This window comes from Pseudomonas sp. REST10 (assembly GCF_029542605.1).
In the GTDB taxonomy this organism is placed as follows: domain Bacteria; phylum Pseudomonadota; class Gammaproteobacteria; order Pseudomonadales; family Pseudomonadaceae; genus Aquipseudomonas; species Aquipseudomonas khazarica.
This window is the reverse complement of the sequence record NZ_CP035677.1, coordinates 3371511-3391393: the sequence shown is the minus strand read 5'-3', so window position 1 is coordinate 3391393 and position 19883 is coordinate 3371511. Positions and strand designations below refer to the sequence as shown.

The 19883-nt window shown below is 64.2% G+C and carries 22 protein-coding genes; all 22 read left to right on the top strand.

Going from position 1 to position 19883, the window contains the following annotated elements:
* The first annotated feature begins 96 nt into the window (after positions 1 to 96).
* The 22 genes from fliL (at position 97) to EWH21_RS15945 (ending at position 19878) form a co-directional block, all read left to right on the top strand.
* Positions 97 to 618 carry a flagellar basal body-associated protein FliL gene (fliL, locus tag EWH21_RS16050; RefSeq protein ID WP_037050438.1) on the top strand — a complete coding sequence of 174 codons (522 nt, stop codon included), beginning with the start codon at positions 97 to 99 and terminating at the stop codon, positions 616 to 618.
* A gap of 12 nt (positions 619 to 630) precedes the next feature.
* Positions 631 to 1602 carry a flagellar motor switch protein FliM gene (gene fliM, locus EWH21_RS16045; RefSeq protein ID WP_037050440.1) on the top strand — a complete coding sequence of 324 codons (972 nt, stop codon included), beginning with the start codon at positions 631 to 633 and terminating at the stop codon, positions 1600 to 1602.
* 69 nt (positions 1603 to 1671) lie between these two features.
* The gene (gene fliN / locus EWH21_RS16040) at positions 1672 to 2151 is read left to right on the top strand and encodes a flagellar motor switch protein FliN (protein ID WP_037050443.1); all 480 of its coding nucleotides are present in this window, start codon (positions 1672 to 1674) and stop codon (positions 2149 to 2151) included.
* 1 nt (position 2152) lies between these two features.
* Positions 2153 to 2584: a flagellar biosynthetic protein FliO gene (fliO, locus tag EWH21_RS16035; protein WP_277698815.1), complete on the top strand. Its 432-nt coding sequence runs from the start codon at positions 2153 to 2155 to the stop codon at positions 2582 to 2584.
* Positions 2584 to 3369 (top strand): flagellar type III secretion system pore protein FliP, encoded by a 786-nt coding sequence (gene fliP / locus EWH21_RS16030; RefSeq protein ID WP_037050447.1) that lies wholly within the window; start codon positions 2584 to 2586, stop codon positions 3367 to 3369. Before fliO ends, fliP begins: the two co-directional genes overlap by 1 nt.
* 10 nt (positions 3370 to 3379) lie before the next feature.
* A complete protein-coding gene (gene fliQ, locus EWH21_RS16025) occupies positions 3380 to 3649 on the top strand; it encodes a flagellar biosynthesis protein FliQ (RefSeq protein WP_037050449.1) in 270 nt (89 codons plus the stop codon).
* Positions 3650 to 3661: 12 nt separating this feature from the next.
* Positions 3662 to 4438 (top strand): flagellar biosynthetic protein FliR, encoded by a 777-nt coding sequence (fliR, locus tag EWH21_RS16020; RefSeq protein WP_277698814.1) that lies wholly within the window; start codon positions 3662 to 3664, stop codon positions 4436 to 4438.
* Between the two features lie 9 nt (positions 4439 to 4447).
* Positions 4448 to 5584 carry a flagellar biosynthesis protein FlhB gene (flhB, locus tag EWH21_RS16015; protein ID WP_037050454.1) on the top strand — a complete coding sequence of 379 codons (1137 nt, stop codon included), beginning with the start codon at positions 4448 to 4450 and terminating at the stop codon, positions 5582 to 5584.
* Between the two features lie 83 nt (positions 5585 to 5667).
* Complete coding sequence (gene flhA, locus EWH21_RS16010; RefSeq protein WP_037050457.1) at positions 5668 to 7815, top strand: flagellar biosynthesis protein FlhA; 2148 nt, start codon at positions 5668 to 5670, stop codon at positions 7813 to 7815.
* A gap of 11 nt (positions 7816 to 7826) precedes the next feature.
* On the top strand, positions 7827 to 9137 hold the full coding sequence (gene flhF, locus EWH21_RS16005) for a flagellar biosynthesis protein FlhF (protein WP_134675534.1): 1311 nt from the start codon (positions 7827 to 7829) through the stop codon (positions 9135 to 9137).
* An 89-nt stretch (positions 9138 to 9226) separates the two neighbouring features.
* On the top strand, positions 9227 to 10057 hold the full coding sequence (fleN, locus tag EWH21_RS16000; RefSeq protein ID WP_167494315.1) for a flagellar synthesis regulator FleN: 831 nt from the start codon (positions 9227 to 9229) through the stop codon (positions 10055 to 10057).
* Positions 10054 to 10800 (top strand): RNA polymerase sigma factor FliA, encoded by a 747-nt coding sequence (fliA, locus tag EWH21_RS15995; protein ID WP_037050464.1) that lies wholly within the window; start codon positions 10054 to 10056, stop codon positions 10798 to 10800. The genes fleN and fliA overlap by 4 nt, the downstream gene beginning before the upstream one ends.
* A gap of 100 nt (positions 10801 to 10900) precedes the next feature.
* A complete protein-coding gene (locus EWH21_RS15990; protein WP_169968482.1) occupies positions 10901 to 11275 on the top strand; it encodes a chemotaxis response regulator CheY in 375 nt (124 codons plus the stop codon).
* Between the two features lie 19 nt (positions 11276 to 11294).
* On the top strand, positions 11295 to 12083 hold the full coding sequence (locus EWH21_RS15985) for a protein phosphatase CheZ (RefSeq protein WP_037050467.1): 789 nt from the start codon (positions 11295 to 11297) through the stop codon (positions 12081 to 12083).
* A gap of 12 nt (positions 12084 to 12095) precedes the next feature.
* Complete coding sequence (locus EWH21_RS15980; RefSeq protein WP_277698813.1) at positions 12096 to 14333, top strand: chemotaxis protein CheA; 2238 nt, start codon at positions 12096 to 12098, stop codon at positions 14331 to 14333.
* A gap of 45 nt (positions 14334 to 14378) precedes the next feature.
* Positions 14379 to 15500 (top strand): chemotaxis response regulator protein-glutamate methylesterase, encoded by a 1122-nt coding sequence (locus EWH21_RS15975; RefSeq protein ID WP_037050471.1) that lies wholly within the window; start codon positions 14379 to 14381, stop codon positions 15498 to 15500.
* A gap of 25 nt (positions 15501 to 15525) precedes the next feature.
* Positions 15526 to 16266 (top strand): flagellar motor protein, encoded by a 741-nt coding sequence (locus EWH21_RS15970; protein WP_277698812.1) that lies wholly within the window; start codon positions 15526 to 15528, stop codon positions 16264 to 16266.
* A 15-nt stretch (positions 16267 to 16281) separates the two neighbouring features.
* On the top strand, positions 16282 to 17091 hold the full coding sequence (gene motD, locus EWH21_RS15965) for a flagellar motor protein MotD (protein WP_037050475.1): 810 nt from the start codon (positions 16282 to 16284) through the stop codon (positions 17089 to 17091).
* An 82-nt stretch (positions 17092 to 17173) separates the two neighbouring features.
* Positions 17174 to 17962, top strand: a complete 789-nt coding sequence (locus EWH21_RS15960) for a ParA family protein (protein ID WP_037050478.1) — start codon at positions 17174 to 17176, stop codon at positions 17960 to 17962.
* An 86-nt stretch (positions 17963 to 18048) separates the two neighbouring features.
* Positions 18049 to 18876, top strand: a complete 828-nt coding sequence (locus tag EWH21_RS15955; RefSeq protein ID WP_175253830.1) for a CheW domain-containing protein — start codon at positions 18049 to 18051, stop codon at positions 18874 to 18876.
* A 96-nt stretch (positions 18877 to 18972) separates the two neighbouring features.
* Positions 18973 to 19452 (top strand): chemotaxis protein CheW, encoded by a 480-nt coding sequence (locus tag EWH21_RS15950; protein ID WP_037050483.1) that lies wholly within the window; start codon positions 18973 to 18975, stop codon positions 19450 to 19452.
* 3 nt (positions 19453 to 19455) lie between these two features.
* On the top strand, positions 19456 to 19878 hold the full coding sequence (locus EWH21_RS15945) for a DUF2802 domain-containing protein (RefSeq protein ID WP_037050486.1): 423 nt from the start codon (positions 19456 to 19458) through the stop codon (positions 19876 to 19878).
* Positions 19879 to 19883: the final 5 nt, after the last annotated feature.

The window sequence follows — 19883 nt, the reverse complement described above, 5'->3', positions numbered from 1 at the left end:
GCCCGGAGTTAGACAAGCCTGCTCATATGCTGGCATAACACTTGCTCTTAACCCTTTGAATGCGGACAAAACTCCGACAAGTGACGGATTATTGGCATGGCTAAGAAAGAAGCGGCACCTGCGGCCGAGGGACAACCCGCCGGCAAGAGCAAGCTCAAACTCATCATTCTCATCGTGGTGGGCCTGTTGCTGGCTGTCGGCCTGTCCGTTGGCGGTACCTGGTTCATTCTCAGCAAGGGCGACAAGTCCGAGGAGCATGCGGCCAGCGAAGCCGAGGCGCCTGCCGCCCCGGGGCACCAGCCGGCGCTGTATCAGGACCTGATGCCGGCCTTCGTCGTCAACTTCAACTACCAGGGGCGCACCCGCTACCTGCAGCTCAGCATGGCGCTGATGGGGCGCGACGCTGCCGGGATGGAGAAGCTCAAGGTGCACATGCCGGTGCTGCGCAACCAGTTGGTGATGCTGCTCGCCGGTCAGGATTTCGCCGCGCTGCAGACGCCGCTGGGCAAGGAGATGCTCCTGCAGCAGGCGCTGGCCAGCGTACAGGAGCTGGCCCAGAAGGAAACCGGCAGCACTGTGGTCGAGCAGGTGCTGTTCACCAATTTCGTGTTGCAGTAGCGGGAGCCGAACATGGCCGTGCAAGACCTGCTTTCCCAGGACGAGATCGATGCGCTGCTGCATGGCGTCGACGACGGGTTGGTCGAGACCGAAGACTCCGCCGATCCGACGAGCGTCAAGCAGTATGACCTGACCAGTCAGGACCGTATCGTCCGTGGGCGCATGCCGACCCTGGAGATGATCAACGAGCGCTTCGCCCGTTACACCCGCATCAGCATGTTCAACCTGCTGCGGCGCTCCGCCGACGTCGCCGTGGGTGGCGTGCAGGTGATGAAGTTCGGTGAGTACGTGCATTCGCTGTACGTGCCGACCAGCCTCAACCTGGTGAAGATGAAGCCGCTGCGTGGCACCGGGCTGTTCATCCTCGATGCCAAGCTGGTGTTCAAGCTGGTGGACAACTTCTTCGGCGGCGACGGTCGCCACGCCAAGATCGAAGGGCGCGAGTTCACCCCGACGGAACTGCGCGTGGTGCGCATGGTGCTGGATCAGGCCTTCGTCGATCTGCGCGAAGCCTGGCATGCGGTGATGGATATCAACTTCGAGTACGTCAACTCGGAGGTCAACCCGGCGCTGGCCAACATCGTCAGCCCCAGCGAGGTGGTGGTGGTCTCCACCTTCCACATCGAACTGGATGGCGGTGGCGGCGACCTGCACATCACCATGCCGTATTCGATGATCGAGCCGATCCGCGAGATGCTCGACGCCGGCTTCCAGTCCGATGTCGACGATCAGGACGAGCGCTGGATCAAGGCCCTGCGCGAAGACATCCTCGATGTCAGCGTGCCCCTGTCCGCGACGGTGGCGCGTCGTCAGCTGAAGCTGCGCGACATCCTGCACATGCAGCCGGGAGACGTGATCCCGGTGGAGCTGCCGGACAACGTGATCATGCGCGCCAATGGCGTGCCGACCTTCAAGGTCAAGCTGGGGGCCCACAAGGGCAACCTGGCCTTGCAGGTGCTGGACCCGATCGAACGCCAGCGCTGAAGCGCCGGCAACCCTGTGGGCCGGTTGGCCCGATGCGAACGAATAGCTGAAGCCAGGCGAGGAAAGACGATGGCAGACGAAGAAAACACTTCCCCCGAGGAACAGGCACTGGCCGACGAGTGGGCCGCTGCGCTGGCCGAGGCCGGTGAAGACGCCGGGCAGGACGACATCGACGCCATGCTGGCCGGGCAGGAGGCCGCACAACCTGCGCAGCCCGCCGCGCCGCGTGCGCCGATGGAGGAGTTCGGCAGCGCACCGCCGTCGCCCAACCTGCCGGTCAACCTGGAAGGGCCCAACCTGGATGTGATCCTGGATATTCCGGTGTCCATCTCCATGGAGGTCGGCAACACCGACATCACCATCCGCAACCTGCTGCAGCTCAACCAGGGTTCGGTGATCGAGCTCGATCGCCTGGCCGGCGAGCCGCTGGACGTGCTGGTCAACGGTACGCTGATCGCCCATGGCGAAGTGGTCGTGGTCAACGAGAAGTTCGGCATCCGCCTGACCGACGTGATCAGCCCCAGCGAACGCATCAAGAAGCTGCGCTGACATGAGCCGAATCCTTGCGTTGCTGTTGGCGCTGCCTGGCGCCGTTGTCGCCGCCGAGCCTGCCGGCAAGGCCGCGACGCCGATGGCCAGCAGCGATGTGGCCGGCCAGCTCGGCCAGTTGCTGCTGGGGCTGTTGCTGGTCATCGGCCTGATCTTCCTGCTGGCCTGGCTGCTGCGCCGTGTGCAGCAGCTGGCACCGCGTGGTGGCCAGGTGATCAAGCTGCTGGCGACCCAGCCGCTCGGGCCGCGCGATCGCCTGGTGCTGGTGCAGGTGGGCAACGAGCAGATCCTCCTGGGCCTGTCCGCCGGGCGCATCGCGCCGCTGCATGTGCTCAAGGAGCCGGTGCACCTGGGCGATGCCGAGGCCGCCACCCCCGAGTTCGCCCAGCGCCTGATGGAGCTGTTGGGCAAGGATCAGAAGGATAAATCCTGATGCTGCGTCTGTTGCTGGTGCTGGTGCTTAGCCTGGCCACTTCGCTGGCGTTCGCCGAGGATCCGCCCACGGGCAATAGCCTGATCCAGCAGGGCAGCAGCCCGCTGTCGATCCCGGCCATCACCCTGTCCACGGACGCGGACGGCCAGCAGGAGTACTCGGTCAGCCTGCAGATCCTGCTGATCATGACCGCGCTGAGCTTCATCCCGGCGTTCGTCATGCTGATGACCAGCTTCACCCGGATCATCATCGTGTTCTCCATCCTGCGGCAGGCGCTCGGCCTGCAGCAGACGCCCTCGAACCAGATTCTGGTGGGGTTGGCGCTGTTTCTCACGATGTTCATCATGGCCCCGGTGTTCGACCGCATCAACAGCGACGCCCTGCAGCCCTATCTCAACGAGGAGATCGTCGCCCAGGAGGCGCTGACGCGTGCCGAGGGGCCGATCCGCGACTTCATGCTGGCGCAGACCCGCGAGAGCGATCTGGAGCTGTTCGTGCGCCTGTCCAAGCGTACCGACCTGGCCGGTGTCGAGGACGTGCCGCTGACCATCCTGGTGCCGGCCTTCGTGACGTCCGAGCTGAAGACGGCCTTCCAGATCGGCTTCATGATCTTCATTCCGTTCCTGATCATCGACATGGTGGTCGCCAGTATCCTCATGGCCATGGGCATGATGATGCTGTCGCCGCTGATCATCTCGCTGCCGTTCAAGATCATGCTGTTCGTGCTGGTCGATGGCTGGGCGCTGATCATGGGCACCCTGGCCGCCAGCTTCGGCACCTTATAGCGAGGCGCACATGACCCCCGAGATTGCGGTTGACCTGTTTCGCGAAGCGCTCTGGCTGATCGTCCTGATCGTCGGCCTGGCGGTGGTGCCGAGCCTGGTGGTCGGCCTGATCGTGGCGATGTTCCAGGCCGCCACGCAGATCAACGAACAGACCCTGAGTTTCCTGCCGCGCCTGATGGTGATGCTGATCACCCTGATCTGGGCCGGTCCCTGGTTGGTGAGTCAGCTGATGGAGTACACCCAGACGCTGATTCAGAACATTCCCTACCTGATCGGTTGAGGGCAGGGGGCGATGCTGGAGTTGAGCAATGCGCAGATCAGCGGCTGGGTCGGCCAGTTCCTGCTGCCGTTGTTCCGTATCGCGGCGATGCTGATGGTGATGCCGATCATCGGTACGCAGCTGGTGCCGACCCGCGTGCGCCTGTACCTGGCGCTGGCCATCAGCGTGGTGCTGGTGCCGACCCTGCCGCCGATGCCGCAGGTGGACGCATTGAGCCTGCGCAGTCTGCTGCTGATCGTCGAGCAGGTGCTGATCGGTGCCATGCTGGGCTTCGTCCTGCAGCTGTTCTTCCACCTCTTCATCGTCGCAGGGCAGATCATCGCCATGCAGATGGGCCTGGGTTTCGCCTCGATGGTCGACCCAACCAACGGCGTCTCGGTGCCGATGCTCGGGCAGTTCATGCTGATGCTGGTGACCCTGCTGTTCCTGGCGATCAACGGGCACCTGGTGGCGCTGGAGGTGCTGGCCGAGAGCTTCGTCACCTTGCCTTACGGGCAGGGGCTGATGGTCGATCACTACTGGACCCTGGCGGGCAAGCTCGGCTGGGTCATCGGTGCCGGGCTGCTGCTGACGCTGCCGGCGGTCACCGCCCTGCTGGTGATCAACCTGGCCTTTGGCGTGATGACCCGCGCCGCGCCGCAGCTGAATATCTTCTCCATCGGTTTCCCGTTGACCCTGGCCATGGGCCTGGTGATCTTCTGGGTCAGCCTTTCCGACTTTGGCAGCCTGTTCCAGGCGCTGGCCAGCGACGCCCTGCAGCAGCTGGGCGAATTCGCCGAAACGCGATGAGGAGTCCGCATGGCTGAAAGCGAAAGCGGCGCCGACAAGAGCGAGGAACCCACAGGCAAGCGGCTCGAGGAGTCGCGGAAAAAAGGCCAGATCGCTCGTTCCAAGGAGCTCAACACGCTGGCGGTGACGCTCACCGGCACCGTGGCGCTGATCAGCTTCGGCGCCTACATGGGCAACACCCTGATAGGGGTGATGCGCGGCAACTTCAGCCTGCCGCGCGACGTGCTGATGAACGAAGGCAGCATGGCCCTGCACCTGCTGGCCTCCGGCAAGGCCGCCCTGGTGGCGGTGCAGCCGTTCTTCATCGCCTTGCTGATCGCCTCGGTGGTCGGCCCGATCGCGCTGGGCGGCTGGCTGTTCTCCGCCGAGGCCCTGCAGCCCAAGGCCAGCCGGATGAATCCGCTGGCCGGGCTCAAGCGTATGTTCTCCGTACAGGCGCTGGTCGAGCTGCTCAAGGCGCTGGCCAAGTTCCTGGTGATCCTGGCCGTGGCGCTGCTGGTGTTGTCGGTCGACCAGGACGACCTGCTGTCGATTGCCAACGAGCCGCTCGAGCCGGCGATCCTGCACAGCCTCAAGGTCGTCGGCTGGAGCGCTTTCTGGCTGTCCTGCGGGCTGATCCTGATCGCGGCGGTGGATGTGCCGTTCCAGCTCTGGAGTCACAAGCAGAAGCTGATGATGACCAAGCAGGAAGTGCGTGACGAGTACAAGGACACCGAAGGCAAGCCCGAGGTCAAGGGCCGCATCCGCCAGTTGCAGCGGGAAATGGCCGAGCGGCGGATGATGCAGTCGGTGCCGCAGGCCGACGTGGTGATCACCAACCCGACCCACTTCGCGGTGGCGCTGAAGTACGACCCGGAAAAGGGTGGGGCGCCGATGTTGCTGGCCAAGGGTGGCGACTTCCTGGCGCTGAAGATTCGTGAAATCGCCCAGGAGCACCAGGTGATGGTGCTGGAGTCGCCGGCACTGGCGCGGGCGGTGTACTACTCCACCGAGCTGGACCAGGAGATTCCTGCCGGTCTGTACCTGGCGGTGGCCCAGGTGCTGGCCTACGTCTACCAGCTGCGTCAGTACCGCGCCGGCAAGGGTAAGCGCCCCGGACCGCTGCCGGACCTGCCCATCCCGCCGGACCTGCGTCGCGACACGTAAGCGGCGTCGTACGCGGCTTCGGCATTTGTGGAACGCTTCTTGCCATTACCCCTCTAGGACGCAGTCTCGCGTCAAAAGATTGAATGGTTGGGGTAGGGCACGTGGCAGTAGATCGAGCACAGTTAATCGGTGAAGTGCGCAGCAACCTGGCAGGCTTGCGCCATGGCAACCTGGGCATTCCGCTGTTGCTGCTGGTCATGCTCGGCATGGTCATGCTGCCGATCCCGGCGTTCCTGCTCGATGTGCTGTTCACCTTCAGCATCGCCCTGTCGATCGTCGTCCTGCTGGTCAGCATCTACGCCCTGCGACCGCTGGATTTCGCCGTGTTCCCCACCATCCTGCTGGCGGCGACGCTGCTGCGCCTGGCGCTGAACGTGGCGTCCACGCGCGTGGTGCTGCTCAACGGTCACGAGGGGCATGGCGCGGCGGGGCAGGTGATCCAGGCCTTCGGCGAGGTGGTGATCGGCGGCAACTACGTGGTCGGTATTGTGGTGTTCGCCATCCTCATGATCATCAACTTCGTGGTGGTCACCAAGGGTGCCGGGCGCATCTCCGAAGTGAGCGCGCGTTTCACCCTGGATGCCATGCCCGGCAAGCAGATGGCCATCGACGCCGACCTCAACGCCGGCCTCATCGACCAGGTCGAGGCCAAGAAGCGCCGCAGCGAAGTGGCGCAAGAGGCCGACTTCTACGGTTCCATGGACGGTGCCAGCAAGTTCGTCCGCGGTGACGCCATCGCCGGTTTGCTGATCCTGTTCATCAACCTCATCGGCGGTATCGCCATCGGCGTGCTGCAGCACAGCCTGGCCTTCTCCGACGCCGGCAAGGTCTACACCCTGCTGACCATCGGTGACGGCCTGGTGGCGCAGATTCCTTCCCTGTTGCTGTCCACGGCAGCGGCGGTGATGGTGACCCGCGTGTCCACCTCCGAGGACATGGGCGCGCAGGTCAACCGGCAGATGTTCGCCTCGCCGCGTGCGCTGGCCGTGGCCGCAGCGATCATGATCGCCATGGGCCTGGTGCCGGGCATGCCGCACTTTTCCTTCATCGGCCTGGGCCTGATCGCCGCCGGTGGTGCGTACTGGATCGCCCACCGCCAGCGCAAGGCCAAGGAAGAGGAGGTCAAGGAGGTCCAGCGTCAGCAGGAGCTGCTGCCGGCGCAGAAGGCCCAGGAGGTCAAGGAACTGGGCTGGGATGACGTCACTCCGGTGGACATGGTTGGCCTGGAGGTGGGCTATCGCCTGATTCCGCTGGTCGATCGCAACCAGGGCGGCCAGTTGCTGGCGCGGATCAAGGGCGTGCGCAAGAAGCTCTCGCAGGAAATGGGCTTTCTCATGCCCTCGGTGCATATCCGCGACAACCTCGACCTGGCGCCCAACGCCTATCGCCTGACGCTGATGGGCGTCAGCGTCGCCGAGGCGGAGGTTTATCCCGATCGGGAACTGGCGATCAACCCCGGCCAGGTGTTCGGCCCGCTCAACGGGATCGCCGCCAAGGATCCGGCGTTCGGCCTGGAGGCGGTATGGATCGACCCTAGCCAGCGTGATCAGGCGCAATCGCTCGGCTATACAGTGGTCGACGCCAGTACGGTGGTCGCCACCCACCTCAACCAGATCCTGCACAAGCACGCCCACGAATTGCTTGGTCACGAGGAAGTGCAGCAGCTCATGCAATTGCTGGCCAAGAGCTCGCCCAAGCTGGCCGAGGAGCTGGTGCCGGGGCTGGTGTCGCTGTCGACCCTGCTTAAGGTGTTGCAGGCACTGCTGCAGGAGCAGGTGCCGGTACGCGATATCCGCACCATCGCCGAGGCGATCGCCAACGTCGCGCCGAAGAGTCAAGATCCCGCCGCGATGGTCGCCGCGGTCCGCGTGTCGCTGGCCCGCGCAATCGTGCAAAGCATCGTGGGACTAGAGCCGGAGCTGCCTGTGATCACCCTGGAACCAAGGTTGGAACAGATATTGCTGAACAGTCTGCAGAAGGCCGGTCAGGGCAGCGAGGATGGCATCCTCCTCGAGCCCGGCATGGCTGAAAAGCTGCAGCGTTCCCTGGTGGATGCGGCGCAGCGCCAGGAAATGCTCGGCAAACCGGTGATCCTGCTGGTGGCCGGTCCGATCCGGGCGATGCTCTCGCGCTTCGCGCGGCTGGCGGTACCCAGCATGCACGTGCTGGCGTACCAGGAAATTCCGGACAACAAGCAGGTCACCATAGTCGCTACGGTTGGCCAGAACTGAGGTAAAGGGTCATGCAGGTCAAACGCTTCTTCGCCGCCGATATGCGGACCGCCATGAAACTGGTGCGTGACGAACTGGGCGCCGATGCCTCGATCATCGGCAACCGCCGCGTGGCTGGCGGTGTGGAGCTGACGGCTGCGCTGGATTACCAGGCGCCGGCCCCGGCACGCCCGAACCCGGCGCTGGAAGCCGAGTTGCGCAAGACCCAGGCGCGCATCGCCAGCGCCCAGGCCGAGCTGACCACCCGTGCCGAACAGGATGCCGGCAAGGATCGCCAGTTGTTCGCCAACGAGTCGCTGCTGGCGCCCGAGCTGCCGGCGACGCCGGTCAAGCCGCAGCGCCCGCTCGAGGCGCCTGTCGCCGCTGCACCGGCGGTCGATCCCCGGGCTCTGGACGCGATGCGCTTCGAGCTGCATGGCCTGCGTGAGCTGATCGAAGTCCAGCTGGGGTCCATCGCCTGGGGGCAGCTGCAGAATCGTCGTCCGCAGCAGGCCAACCTCTGGCGTCGCCTGCAGCGCATGGGCCTGTCGGCCGAGCTGTCGCAAGCCCTGCTGAGCAAGGTGGCCGGTGTGGCCGAGCCGCGTCAGGCCTGGCGCATGCTGCTGGCCCACCTGGCTCACGCGATCAGAACGCCCAAGGTCGAGCCGCTGGAAGAGGGTGGGGTGATCGCCCTGGTCGGTCCGGCCGGCATGGGCAAGACCACCACGCTGGCCAAGCTGGCTGCGCGCTACGTGCTTAAGTACGGCGCGCAGCAGGTCGCTCTGGTGAGCATGGACAGCTATCGTATTGGCGCACAGGAGCAACTGAAGACGCTTGGGCGTATCCTTGGCGTATCGGTGACCCAGGTCGATCCCGGTCAGTCTCTGCTGCAGGCTCTGACGCCGCTGGCCAAGAAACGCGTGGTGCTGGTCGACACCGCAGGCCTGCCAGGTAACGATCCGGCACTGCGCCTGCAGCTGGAGAGCCTGGCGTCGCCACGTATCAAGTCGAAGAATTATCTGGTTTTGGCGGCAACGAGTCAGAACCAAGTGCTCAAGGCGGCCTACCATAGTTACAAGCGCTGCGGACTTTCTGGTTGCATACTGACCAAGCTGGACGAGGCTGCGAGCCTGGGCGAGGTATTGGGTCTGGCTATAGGCCAGCATCTGCCGGTAGCCTATGTGACAGACGGGCCGCGCATTCCGGATGACCTGCAGGTGCCGCGCAGCCACCAGTTGGTCAGCCGCGCAGTGGGCCTGCAGTCTGCGGAGGAGCCGAGTGAGGACGCCATGGCGCAGTTGTTCGCCGGGCTCTATCACCAGCCCGCGCAGCGCGCCGGGTGAACGGCGACAATGTTGCACCCTCTCGCGCATGAGCGCGGGAGTGAACGGCCTGATGGTCAAGTCGAAGTTAGACAAGGTGTAGAAAGAACATGGGTATGCATCCCGTACAGGTGATTGCGGTGACCGGCGGCAAGGGTGGCGTCGGCAAGACCAATGTGTCGGTGAATCTGTCCATGGCCCTGGCCGACCTCGGTCGGCGGGTGATGCTGATGGACGCCGACCTGGGGCTGGCCAACGTCGACGTGCTGCTGGGGCTCACGCCCAAGCGCACCCTGGCCGATGTGATCGCCGGCGAGTGCGATCTGCGTGACGTGCTGCTGCAGGGGCCGGGCGGCATTCGCATCGTGCCGGCCGCGTCGGGCACGCAGAGCATGGTCAGCCTCACGCCGATGCAGCATGCCGGGCTGATCCAGGCATTCAGCGACATCAGCGAGAACCTCGATGTCCTGGTGATCGACACCGCCGCCGGTATCGGCGATGCGGTGGTCAGCTTCGTCCGGGCGGCGCAGGAAATCCTCGTGGTGGTGTGCGACGAACCGACCTCCATCACCGACGCCTACGCCCTGATCAAGCTGCTCAATCGTGACCATGGCATCAGCCGTTTCCGCGTGCTGGCCAACATGGCTCACAGTCCGCAGGAAGGGCGCAATCTCTTTGCTAAGCTGACCAAGGTGACGGATCGTTTTCTTGATGTCGCCCTGCAGTATGTCGGCGCCGTGCCCTACGACGAGTGCGTGCGCAAGGCCGTGCAGAAGCAGCGTGCCGTCTATGAGGCGTTCCCACGATCCAAGTGCGCCCTGGCGTTCAAGGCGATTGCTCAGAAGGTCGACACCTGGCCGTTACCGGCCAACCCCCGCGGCCATCTGGAGTTCTTCGTCGAGCGTCTGGTGCAGCAACCGACGGCTGACAGTGCCGTATGACAGCAGCTTCTGGACTTCGTATGTACAACAAGGCGCAGGCGCAGGACTCCCAGCACCAGTTGATCGAGCGCTATGCCTCCCTGGTCAAGCGCATCGCCTACCACCTGCTGGCACGCCTGCCAGCCAGCGTGCAGGTCGATGATCTGATCCAGGCGGGGATGATCGGCTTGCTCGAGGCCTCGCGCAAATACGACTCCAGCAAGGGTGCCAGTTTCGAAACCTTCGCCGGCATCCGCATTCGCGGTGCCATGCTCGACGAGGTACGCAAGGGCGATTGGGCGCCGCGTTCCGTGCACCGCAACAGCCGTATGGTCAGCGATGCGATTCGTGCAGTCGAAGCCCGAACCGGGCGCGACGCTAAAGATCACGAGGTTGCTGCCGAACTCCAATTGAGTCTGGAGGATTACTACGGCATTCTTGGCGACACTTTGGGCAGCCGCCTGTTCAGCTTCGACGACCTCTTGCAGGATGGCGAGCACGGCGGCTTGCACGAAGACGCCGGGCACACCCATCTCGAACCTTCGCGGGACCTCGAAGACGAACGCTTTCAGGCGGCTTTGGCCGAGGCCATCGCCGGTTTGCCCGAGCGTGAACGTCTCGTGCTGGCGCTGTATTACGATGAAGAACTGAACTTGAAAGAAATCGGTGAAGTGCTGGGGGTTAGCGAGTCACGTGTGAGCCAACTGCACAGTCAGTGCGCGGCACGCCTGCGCTCGCGACTGAGTGAATGGCGCGCAGGCTGAACAGCGGCGTACTCGCAGGCGGAAGCGGTTTCTCGATTAAAGGACGTAGTTGCAAGCGCAATACGTTTGGGACTGTACGGAGGTCGACTTGGACAAGAACATGAAAATCCTCATCGTTGACGATTTCTCGACGATGCGACGGATCATCAAGAACCTCTTGCGGGACTTGGGTTTCACCAACACCGCAGAAGCCGATGACGGCACGTCGGCGCTGCCGATGCTGCAGAGCGGCAGCTTCGACTTTCTGGTGACCGACTGGAACATGCCCGGCATGACCGGTATCGACTTGCTGCGCGCCGTTCGCGCCGACGAGCGTCTCAAGCACCTGCCGGTGCTGATGGTGACCGCCGAAGCCAAGCGCGACCAGATCATCGAGGCGGCTCAGGCCGGCGTGAATGGCTACGTGGTCAAACCCTTCACCGCCCAGGTGCTGAAGGAAAAGATCGAGAAGATCTTCGAGCGAGTCAACGGCTGATGTCGGCCGCGAGGGTGCTATGGAACATGATGACTCCACGATGGGTGACCTCGAGTCGACCCTGAAAAACAACGCCCGTGACCTGGTCGATAGCCTCGAACAAGGCAATTTCGGCGCCGCGGTGCAACTGATCAACGAACTCAACAAGGTCCGTGATCGCGGGCTCTATCACGAGGTCGGCAAGCTGACCCGTGAGCTGCACAACGCCATCGTCAACTTTCAGATCGACCCGCGCATGCCGCATGCGCAGGAACTGTCGCAGATCGCCGATGCGACCGAACGCCTGAACTACGTCGTTACCCAGACCGAGAGGGCGGCCAACCGCACCATGGACCTGGTGGAGCAGAGCGCTCCGCTGGTCAATGACCTGAGCGATGAGGCGCAGAGCCTGAGCGCCGAGTGGGGCCGTTTCATGCGTCGCGAGATGGGTGCCGAGGGGTTCCGCGAGCTGGCCAAGCGCGTCGAGCTGTTCCTGGCGCGCAGCGAGCGTGACGGCGCCAAACTGTCCAATCACCTCAACGACATTCTGCTGGCGCAGGACTATCAGGACCTCACCGGGCAGGTGATCAAGCGGGTCACCCAGCTGGTGACCGAGGTGGAAGGCAACCTGCTCAAGCTGATGCTGATGGCCAGCCAGGTCGACCGTTTTGCCGGCATTCAGCATGACCACGAAGCGTTGCGTGCCGAACAGGAAAAAATAAAAGAGCCATCGCGGGGTGAAGGTCCGCAGATTCATGCCGATAAGCGTGATGACGTTGCCTCCAGTCAGGACGATGTCGACGACCTGCTGTCCAGCCTAGGGTTCTAAGGAGCACACAATATGAGCTTCGGCGCCGATGAAGAGATCCTCCAGGACTTCCTGGTAGAGGCCGGCGAGATTCTCGAACAGTTGTCCGAGCAGTTGGTCGAGCTGGAAAGCCGGCCGGACGACATGAACCTGCTCAACGCCATCTTTCGCGGTTTCCATACCGTCAAGGGCGGAGCGGGCTTCCTCCAGCTCAACGAGCTGGTGGAGTGCTGCCACATAGCCGAGAACGTGTTCGATATCCTGCGCAAGGGTGAGCGTCGCGTCGACTCGGAGCTGATGGACGTGGTGCTCGAGGCTCTTGATGCAGTCAACGGCATGTTCGGCGAGGTGCGCGAGCGCCGCGAGCCGACGCCTGCCACGCCGGAGCTGCTGGCCGCGCTGGCGCGCCTGGCTGAACCGGCTGGTGCCGAGCCGGCGCCTGCGCCGGTCGTGGCAGCCGCGCCGGAACCCGCGCCGGAGCCTGAGCCGGTTGCTGCGGCGTCCGGCGACATCACCGACAGCGAGTTCGAACAGCTGCTCGACGCCTTGGGCGATGCCCCGGCCGTGGAAGCGGCGGCGCCTGCCAGTGACGACATCACCGACGACGAGTTCGAGTCGCTGCTCGACCAGTTGCATGGCAAGGGGCAGTTCAGTGGCCCGGTCGAGACGCCTGCCAGCACCGCCAGTGCTGCCGCACCGGCGCCGGCGCCTGCCAGTGACGACATCACCGACGATGAATTCGAGGCGTTGCTCGACCAGCTGCACGGCAAGGGGCAGTTCTCCGGCCCGGCCGAAACCGCCGCGCCAGCCGTCGCTGCCAGCGAACCGCCGGCGCCTGCCGGTGACGACATCACCGACGACGAGTTCGAGTCGCTGCTCGATCAGTTGCACGGCAAGGGCAAGTTCGTGCCGCCGAGTGAACCGGCTGCTCCCTCTCCGGCAGCGAAACCGGCTGCACCTGCAGCCAAGCCCGCCGCAGCGGCCAAGGCTGCTGCACCTGCTGCGCCCGCCAAACCGGCCGCTCCGGCCAAGGCCGAGCCCGCTGCTGGCCGCGCCGCAGCCGCGCCGGCACCTGCTGGCGACAAGGCACCGGCGGCGAGCGAAGCGGAAACCACCGTACGCGTCGACACCGCGCGCCTCGACGAGATCATGAACATGGTCGGCGAGCTGGTGCTGGTGCGTAACCGCCTGGTGCGCCTGGGCCTCAACAGCGGCGACGAGGCGATGTCCAAGGCGGTGTCGAACCTCGACGTGGTCACTGCGGACCTGCAGACCTCGGTGATGAAGACCCGCATGCAGCCGATCAAGAAGGTGTTCGGGCGCTTCCCGCGTCTGGTCCGCGATCTGGCGCGCAACCTGAAGAAAGAGATCAACCTCGAGCTGGTGGGCGAAGAGACCGACCTCGACAAGAACCTCGTCGAGGCCCTGGCCGACCCACTGGTGCACTTGGTGCGCAACGCCGTCGACCATGGCGTGGAAACGCCGGAGGAGCGCGAGAAGGCGGGCAAGGCCCGTGCCGGTCGTGTGGTGCTGTCCGCCGAGCAGGAAGGGGATCACATCCTGCTGTCGATCACCGACGACGGCAAGGGCATGGATGCCGACGTGCTGCGCGCCAAGGCCGTGGAAAAGGGCCTGCTGGACAAGGACGCGGCGGATCGCCTGAACGAGTTCGAATGCTACAACCTGATCTTCGCCCCGGGCTTCTCGACCAAGACCGAGATTTCCGACGTGTCCGGCCGTGGTGTCGGCATGGATGTGGTCAAGACCAAGATCACCCAGCTCAACGGCACGGTGAACGTGTTCTCGCAGAAGGGCCAGGGCTCGAAGATCATCATCAAGGTGCCGCTGACCCTGGCGATCATGCCCACGCTGATGGTGATGCTGGAAAACCAGGCATTCGCCTTCCCGCTGGTCAACGTCAACGAGATTTTCCACCTCGACCTGTCGCGTACCAACGTGGTCGATGGCCAGGAAGTGGTGATCGTGCGTGACAAGGCGCTGCCACTGTTCTATCTCAAGCGTTGGCTGGTACCGCAGGCCTTCCAGGAGGAACAGCGCGAAGGTCACGTGGTGATCCTCACCGTGGGCAGCCAGCGCATCGGTTTTGTCGTCGATCAATTGGTGGGTCAGGAAGAAGTGGTAATCAAGCCACTGGGCAAGATGCTGCAGGGCACTCCGGGCATGTCCGGGGCGACCATCACCGGCGACGGTCGCATCGCGCTGATTCTCGACGTACCGAGCATGCTCAAGCGCTACGCTCGGCGTTTCTGATGGTTTTGCGGCACGGGCCGAAGCCCGTGCCGTCTAGGAGTGTTTATGACTGTCAAGGTCTTGGTGGTGGACGATTCCGGCTTCTTCCGCCGGCGTGTTTCGGAAATTCTGTCTGCCGATTCCAGTATTCAGGTGGTAGGGACGGCCACCAACGGACGTGAAGCCATCGATCAGGCATTGGCGCTCAAGCCCGATGTGATCACCATGGATTACGAGATGCCGATGATGGACGGCATCACCGCAGTGAGGAACATCATGCAGCGCTGCCCGACGCCGGTGCTGATGTTCTCCTCGCTCACCCACGAGGGCGCCCGTGTCACGCTCGACGCGCTGGACGCCGGTGCCGTGGACTTCCTGCCGAAGAACTTCGAGGACATCTCGCGCAACCCCGAGAAGGTCAAGCAGATGCTGTGCGAGAAGGTGCACAGCATTGCGCGCAGTAACCGCCGTTTCAGTTCGGCCGCGGTGGCTCCGGCGCCGACAGCGGCCAGTCCGACGGCAGCGCCGGTTAGTCGCCCGGCCGCACCGGCCCGGCCCGCTGTGGCCAGCCCGGCTGCGCGCAGCGCAGCGCCGTCCAGCAGCGCCTCGGCAGCGCCCAAGCGCAAGGCCTACAAGCTGGTGGCCATCGGTACCTCGACCGGCGGCCCGGTGGCCCTGCAGCGGGTTCTGACCCAGTTGCCAGGCAATTTTCCGGCGCCTCTGGTGCTGATTCAGCACATGCCGGCGGCGTTCACCAAGGCCTTTGCCGAGCGTCTGGACAAGCTGTGCCGGATCCAGGTCAAGGAAGCCGAGGATGGCGACGTGCTGCGCCCCGGGCTGGCACTGCTGGCGCCGGGCGGCAAGCAGATGATGGTCGATTCGCGCGGCGTGGTGAAAATCCTCCCGGGTGACGAGCGTCTGAATTACAAGCCCTGTGTCGACATCACCTTTGGCTCCGCCGCCAAGTCCTATGGCGACAAGGTGCTGGCGGTGGTGCTGACCGGCATGGGCGCGGACGGCCGCGAGGGCGCGCGTCTGCTCAAGCAGGGCGGCAGCCAGGTGTGGGCACAGGACGAGGCCAGCTGCGTGATCTATGGCATGCCCATGGCCGTGGTGAAGGCCAATCTGGCCGATGCCGTCTATGGCCTGGATGACATCGGTCGTCACCTGACCGAGGCTTGCCAGTGACCAACGCTAATGCGGATGCCTGCCAATGGATGTACTGAGCCTCATCGGCGTCATTCTGGCGTTCGTGGCGATACTCGGCGGCAACTACCTCGAAGGCGGCAATGCCGGCGCGCTGCTCAACGGGCCGGCCGCATTGATCGTGCTGGGTGGCACCGTGGGCGCGGCGTTCCTGCAGACGCCGGTGACCGTGTTCAAGCGTTCGATGGTCGTCGTGCGCTGGATCTTCTTTCCGCCGCGTATCGACCTGGTTGGCGGCATCAACCGGGTCGTCGGCTGGAGCATGGTGGCGCGCAAGGAGGGCCTGCTGGGGCTGGAGGCTGTCGCCGACGCCGAGCCTGACCCGTACGCGCGCAAGGGCCTGCAGCTGCTGGTCGACGGCGCCGAGCCGGAGTCGATCCGCAGCATCCTCGAGGTCGACCTCTACACCCAGGAAGCACGCGACATCCAGGCTGCCAAGGTGTTCGAGAGCATGGGCGGCTACGCGCCGACCATCGGCATCATCGGCGCGGTGATGGGGCTGATCCACGTGATGGGCAACCTGGCCGACCCGAGCATACTCGGCAGCGGCATTGCCGTGGCGTTCGTCGCCACCATCTACGGTGTGGGTTTTGCCAACCTGCTGCTGTTGCCGGCCGGCAACAAGCTCAAATCCATCGCGCTGCGTCAGTCGCGTTACCGCGAGATGCTGCTCGAGGGCATCCTGTCCATCGCCGAGGGTGAGAATCCGCGTTCCATCGAGCTGAAGCTGCAAGGCTTCATGGACTGATGGAGGGATGGCAGCATGGCGCGCAGGCGGCACCAGGAAGAACACGAGAATCATGAGCGTTGGCTGGTCTCTTACGCCGACTTCATCACCCTGCTGTTCGCGTTTTTCGTGGTGATGTATTCGATTTCGTCGATCAACGAAGGCAAGTACAAGATTCTCTCCGAGTCGCTGACGGGAGTGTTCAATCAGCCGGATCGTTCGATCAAGCCGATCCCGGTGGGTGAAGAAAGGCCGCGTACCAGCGAGCCTGACGACACCACGCACGACGATCCCAGCTCCGATTCCACCCTGCAGAGCATCGCCTCGAGCGTGCGCGAGGTGTTCGGCGAGCTGATCCAGAGCGATCAGCTGACGGTGCGGGGCAACGAGATGTGGATCGAGATCGAACTCAGTTCCAGTCTGCTGTTCCCAAGTGGAGACGCCATCCCGAACAACCAGGCGTTTTCCATCATCGAGAAGGTCGCCAAGATTCTGGCGCCCTATCAGAACCCGGTCAAGGTGGAGGGCTTCACCGACAACCTGCCGATCCAGACCGCTCAGTACCCGACCAACTGGGAGTTGTCGTCGGCACGGGCGTCGAGCATCGTGCGTATGCTGGCCATGGATGGTGTCGACCCTTCGCGCCTGGCGGCGGTAGGCTACGGCGAGTTTCAGCCGATAGCGGACAACGCCTCGGCGGAGGGCAGGGCGCGCAATCGCCGGGTGGTGCTGGTGATTTCGCGCAATCTCGATACCCGTCGCGGTGCAGGCAGTACCTCGACTCGACAGTCCGGCGCTGGCACGCAACCTGCACCGGCGTCTGCGTCGGGGGTTCCGCAATCGTGACCTGTCAAATCCCAGTCGCCTGCCGCGAGCAGGTGACAGCCATTCTCGGCCTGAGCGCTGCGTGCCGGGAGGATGAGAGAAAATGAAAGTCTGGGCAGTAGCCAATCAGAAAGGTGGTGTCGGCAAGACCACTACGTCCATCGCCCTGGCAGGCCTCCTGGCCGATGCAGGCAAACGTGTGGTGGTGGTCGACCTCGACCCGCATGGGTCGATGACCAGTTATTTCGGGCATGACCCGGATACCCTGGAGCACAGCTGCTTCGACCTGTTCCTGCATCAGGGCAACGTGCCCCAGGGCCTGCCGAAGCAACTGCTGCATGGCACCAGCCACGAGAACATCTCGCTGCTGCCGTCGAGCACCGCACTGGCCACCCTGGAGCGCCAGTCTCCGGGGCAGAGCGGCCTGGGCCTGGTGATCGCCAAGAGCCTGGCGCAGCTGTGGGAGGATTTCGACCACGCCATCATCGACAGCCCGCCACTGCTTGGCGTGCTGATGGTCAACGCCCTGGCGGCCAGCCAGCAGCTGGTGATCCCGGTGCAGACCGAGTTCCTTGCGGTCAAGGGGCTCGAGCGCATGATCAGCACGTTGACCATGATCAACCGTTCACGCAAGCAGGCGCTGCCTTACACCATCGTGCCGACCCTGTTCGATCGCCGTACCCAGGCGTCGATGAGCACGTTGCGCGTTCTGCGCAATACTTATCCCGAGCACCTCTGGCCAGCCTACATTCCGGTCGACACGCGCCTGCGCGATGCCAGCCGGGCCGGGCGCACCCCGTCGCAGTTCGACGCGGGCAGCCGTGGCGTGATTGCCTACCGTGCCTTGCTCAAGCATCTGCTCAGCCACCAGCCAGCGGCGCAGGTGGCCTGAGATGAACGCTTGTGTTGAACTGCGCCACTCAAGTCGGAGCAGGCTGCAGCCGATAGACTGTAAAGATATCGTTTCGGGTTCCAGTCATGAGTCGTAACCTCGCCACCGCCACGCGTTCCCAGTTGGCCCTGCAGTCCTATCTCGACGGGCTGTTGCAGGAGGCTGTTGCCGAGCTGGAAGAGTCCGTCAGCCTCGACGAATTCGAGGCTGCGGTGCTCGAGGAACAGGTGCGTGATGCGCGTCTGCTCGAACCCGTGAGCGTGATTGCCGTGGCCGAGGCGCCCGCGCCTGCTCCGGTGCAGGCAGCGGTGCTGGTGGAAGCGCCGCCCGTGGAATTGCGGGTGCCGGTGCCGGCGCCAGTCATCGATGAGGCGCCTCCCGCCCTCGACCTCGATCTGGAGGTCGCTGCGCAACCGGCCGGGCTGCTGGCGGATGGTCGTCCTGCCTGGGCAGAAGAGCCGTTCGAGTGCCTGCTGTTCGACGTCGCCGGGCTGACGCTCGCCGTGCCGCTGATCTGCCTGGGCTCCATCTACCCGCTGGAGGGTCAGGAGCTGACGCCGTTGTTCGGCCAGCCGGACTGGTTTCTCGGTATCCTGCCGAGCCAGGCCGGTAACCTGAAGGTGCTGGACACCGCGCGCTGGGTGATGCCGGACCGCTACCGCGAGGACTTCCGCGAGGGCCTGCAGTACGTGATTTCGGTGCAGGGCTACGAGTGGGGGCTTGCCGTTCACCAGGTCAGCCGCTCGATTCGCCTGGACCCGAGCGAGGTCAAATGGCGCAGCCAGCGCACCCAGCGGCCATGGCTGGCCGGTACGGTGATCGAGCATATGTGCGCGCTGCTGGACGTCGCCGCACTGGCCGAATTGATCGCCAGCGGTGGCGCCAAACGGCTGAACGGTGGAAAACTGCATTGATAATTGGTGAGTTCGTGGTCACGGGCTCTATAGTTGAATGACAAGCGGGTTGACCCGCGAACGCCGCACTGGGCGGTTTCTGACGAGGCTAGGGACATGAAGAAAAGTTCTGCACAAGGTGCCGAAGATCCGATTCTGCAGTGGGTGACCTTTCGCCTGGACAACGAGACCTATGGCATCAACGTGATGCAGGTGCAGGAAGTCCTGCGCTACACCGAGATCGCTCCGGTCCCGGGGGCACCGAGTTACGTGCTGGGCATCATCAACCTGCGCGGCAACGTGGTGACCGTGATCGATACCCGCCAGCGCTTCGGCCTGGGGTCGGCGCCGGTGACCGACAACACCCGTATCGTCATCATCGAGGCGGACAAGCAGGTCGTCGGCATTCTCGTCGACAGCGTGGCCGAAGTGGTCTATCTGCGTCAGTCCGAGATAGAGACTGCGCCGAACGTCGGTAACGATGAATCGGCCAAGTTCATCCAGGGCGTCTGCAACAAGAACGGCGAGCTGCTGATCCTGGTCGAGCTGGACAAGCTGATGTCCGAGGAAGAGTGGTCGGAGCTGGAGAGCATCTGAGCCATGTCCGAGTTTGCCATGCTCGCTGCGGCCCTGGCCTTCCTGGCGCTGGTCTGCGTGGCACTGGGCATCGTCTGCAACGGCCTGCATCGCAACCAGCAGCGCCTGCTCGCCGAGCAGGCCAAGCGCGATGCACTGCGTGATGCGCGGATCAAGGAGCTCGGCAAGCGGCTCGATGCCTACCTGACCGGCAGCATTCGCATGGGCGAAGAGCTGCACGAGCTGCGCCGCGTGGTGGCGCCGCTGCCGGACAAGGTCAGTCAGATCGAGCAGCGCGACCCCAGCAGCCTGTCCTTCACCCAGGCTGCACGCCTGGTCGGCATGGGCGCCAGCGTCGACGACCTGACCCAGTCCTGCGGGCTGAGCAAGGCGGAAGCCGAGCTGATCAGCCGCCTGCACAAGCCCAGGGCGGGGCAACCGCAATAGCTGCC

Excerpts from the sequence above, each read along its gene's own strand:
- fleN (WP_167494315.1), top strand. The coding sequence starts at position 9,227 with ATGGGTATGCATCCCGTACAGGTGATTGCGGTGACCGGCGGCAAGGGT.
- fliO (WP_277698815.1), top strand. The coding sequence starts at position 2,153 with ATGAGCCGAATCCTTGCGTTGCTGTTGGCGCTGCCTGGCGCCGTTGTC.
- EWH21_RS15960 (WP_037050478.1), top strand. The coding sequence starts at position 17,174 with ATGAAAGTCTGGGCAGTAGCCAATCAGAAAGGTGGTGTCGGCAAGACC.
- EWH21_RS15950 (WP_037050483.1), top strand. The coding sequence starts at position 18,973 with ATGAAGAAAAGTTCTGCACAAGGTGCCGAAGATCCGATTCTGCAGTGG.
- EWH21_RS15980 (WP_277698813.1), top strand. The coding sequence starts at position 12,096 with ATGAGCTTCGGCGCCGATGAAGAGATCCTCCAGGACTTCCTGGTAGAG.
- fliM (WP_037050440.1), top strand. The coding sequence starts at position 631 with ATGGCCGTGCAAGACCTGCTTTCCCAGGACGAGATCGATGCGCTGCTG.
- EWH21_RS15975 (WP_037050471.1), top strand. The coding sequence starts at position 14,379 with ATGACTGTCAAGGTCTTGGTGGTGGACGATTCCGGCTTCTTCCGCCGG.
- EWH21_RS15990 (WP_169968482.1), top strand. The coding sequence starts at position 10,901 with ATGAAAATCCTCATCGTTGACGATTTCTCGACGATGCGACGGATCATC.
- EWH21_RS15970 (WP_277698812.1), top strand. The coding sequence starts at position 15,526 with ATGGATGTACTGAGCCTCATCGGCGTCATTCTGGCGTTCGTGGCGATA.
- flhF (WP_134675534.1), top strand. The coding sequence starts at position 7,827 with ATGCAGGTCAAACGCTTCTTCGCCGCCGATATGCGGACCGCCATGAAA.
- fliA (WP_037050464.1), top strand. The coding sequence starts at position 10,054 with ATGACAGCAGCTTCTGGACTTCGTATGTACAACAAGGCGCAGGCGCAG.
- EWH21_RS15955 (WP_175253830.1), top strand. The coding sequence starts at position 18,049 with ATGAGTCGTAACCTCGCCACCGCCACGCGTTCCCAGTTGGCCCTGCAG.
- fliQ (WP_037050449.1), top strand. The coding sequence starts at position 3,380 with ATGACCCCCGAGATTGCGGTTGACCTGTTTCGCGAAGCGCTCTGGCTG.
- flhA (WP_037050457.1), top strand. The coding sequence starts at position 5,668 with ATGGTTGGGGTAGGGCACGTGGCAGTAGATCGAGCACAGTTAATCGGT.
- fliP (WP_037050447.1), top strand. The coding sequence starts at position 2,584 with ATGCTGCGTCTGTTGCTGGTGCTGGTGCTTAGCCTGGCCACTTCGCTG.
- flhB (WP_037050454.1), top strand. The coding sequence starts at position 4,448 with ATGGCTGAAAGCGAAAGCGGCGCCGACAAGAGCGAGGAACCCACAGGC.
- EWH21_RS15985 (WP_037050467.1), top strand. The coding sequence starts at position 11,295 with ATGGAACATGATGACTCCACGATGGGTGACCTCGAGTCGACCCTGAAA.
- fliN (WP_037050443.1), top strand. The coding sequence starts at position 1,672 with ATGGCAGACGAAGAAAACACTTCCCCCGAGGAACAGGCACTGGCCGAC.
- motD (WP_037050475.1), top strand. The coding sequence starts at position 16,282 with ATGGCGCGCAGGCGGCACCAGGAAGAACACGAGAATCATGAGCGTTGG.
- EWH21_RS15945 (WP_037050486.1), top strand. The coding sequence starts at position 19,456 with ATGTCCGAGTTTGCCATGCTCGCTGCGGCCCTGGCCTTCCTGGCGCTG.
- fliR (WP_277698814.1), top strand. The coding sequence starts at position 3,662 with ATGCTGGAGTTGAGCAATGCGCAGATCAGCGGCTGGGTCGGCCAGTTC.
- fliL (WP_037050438.1), top strand. The coding sequence starts at position 97 with ATGGCTAAGAAAGAAGCGGCACCTGCGGCCGAGGGACAACCCGCCGGC.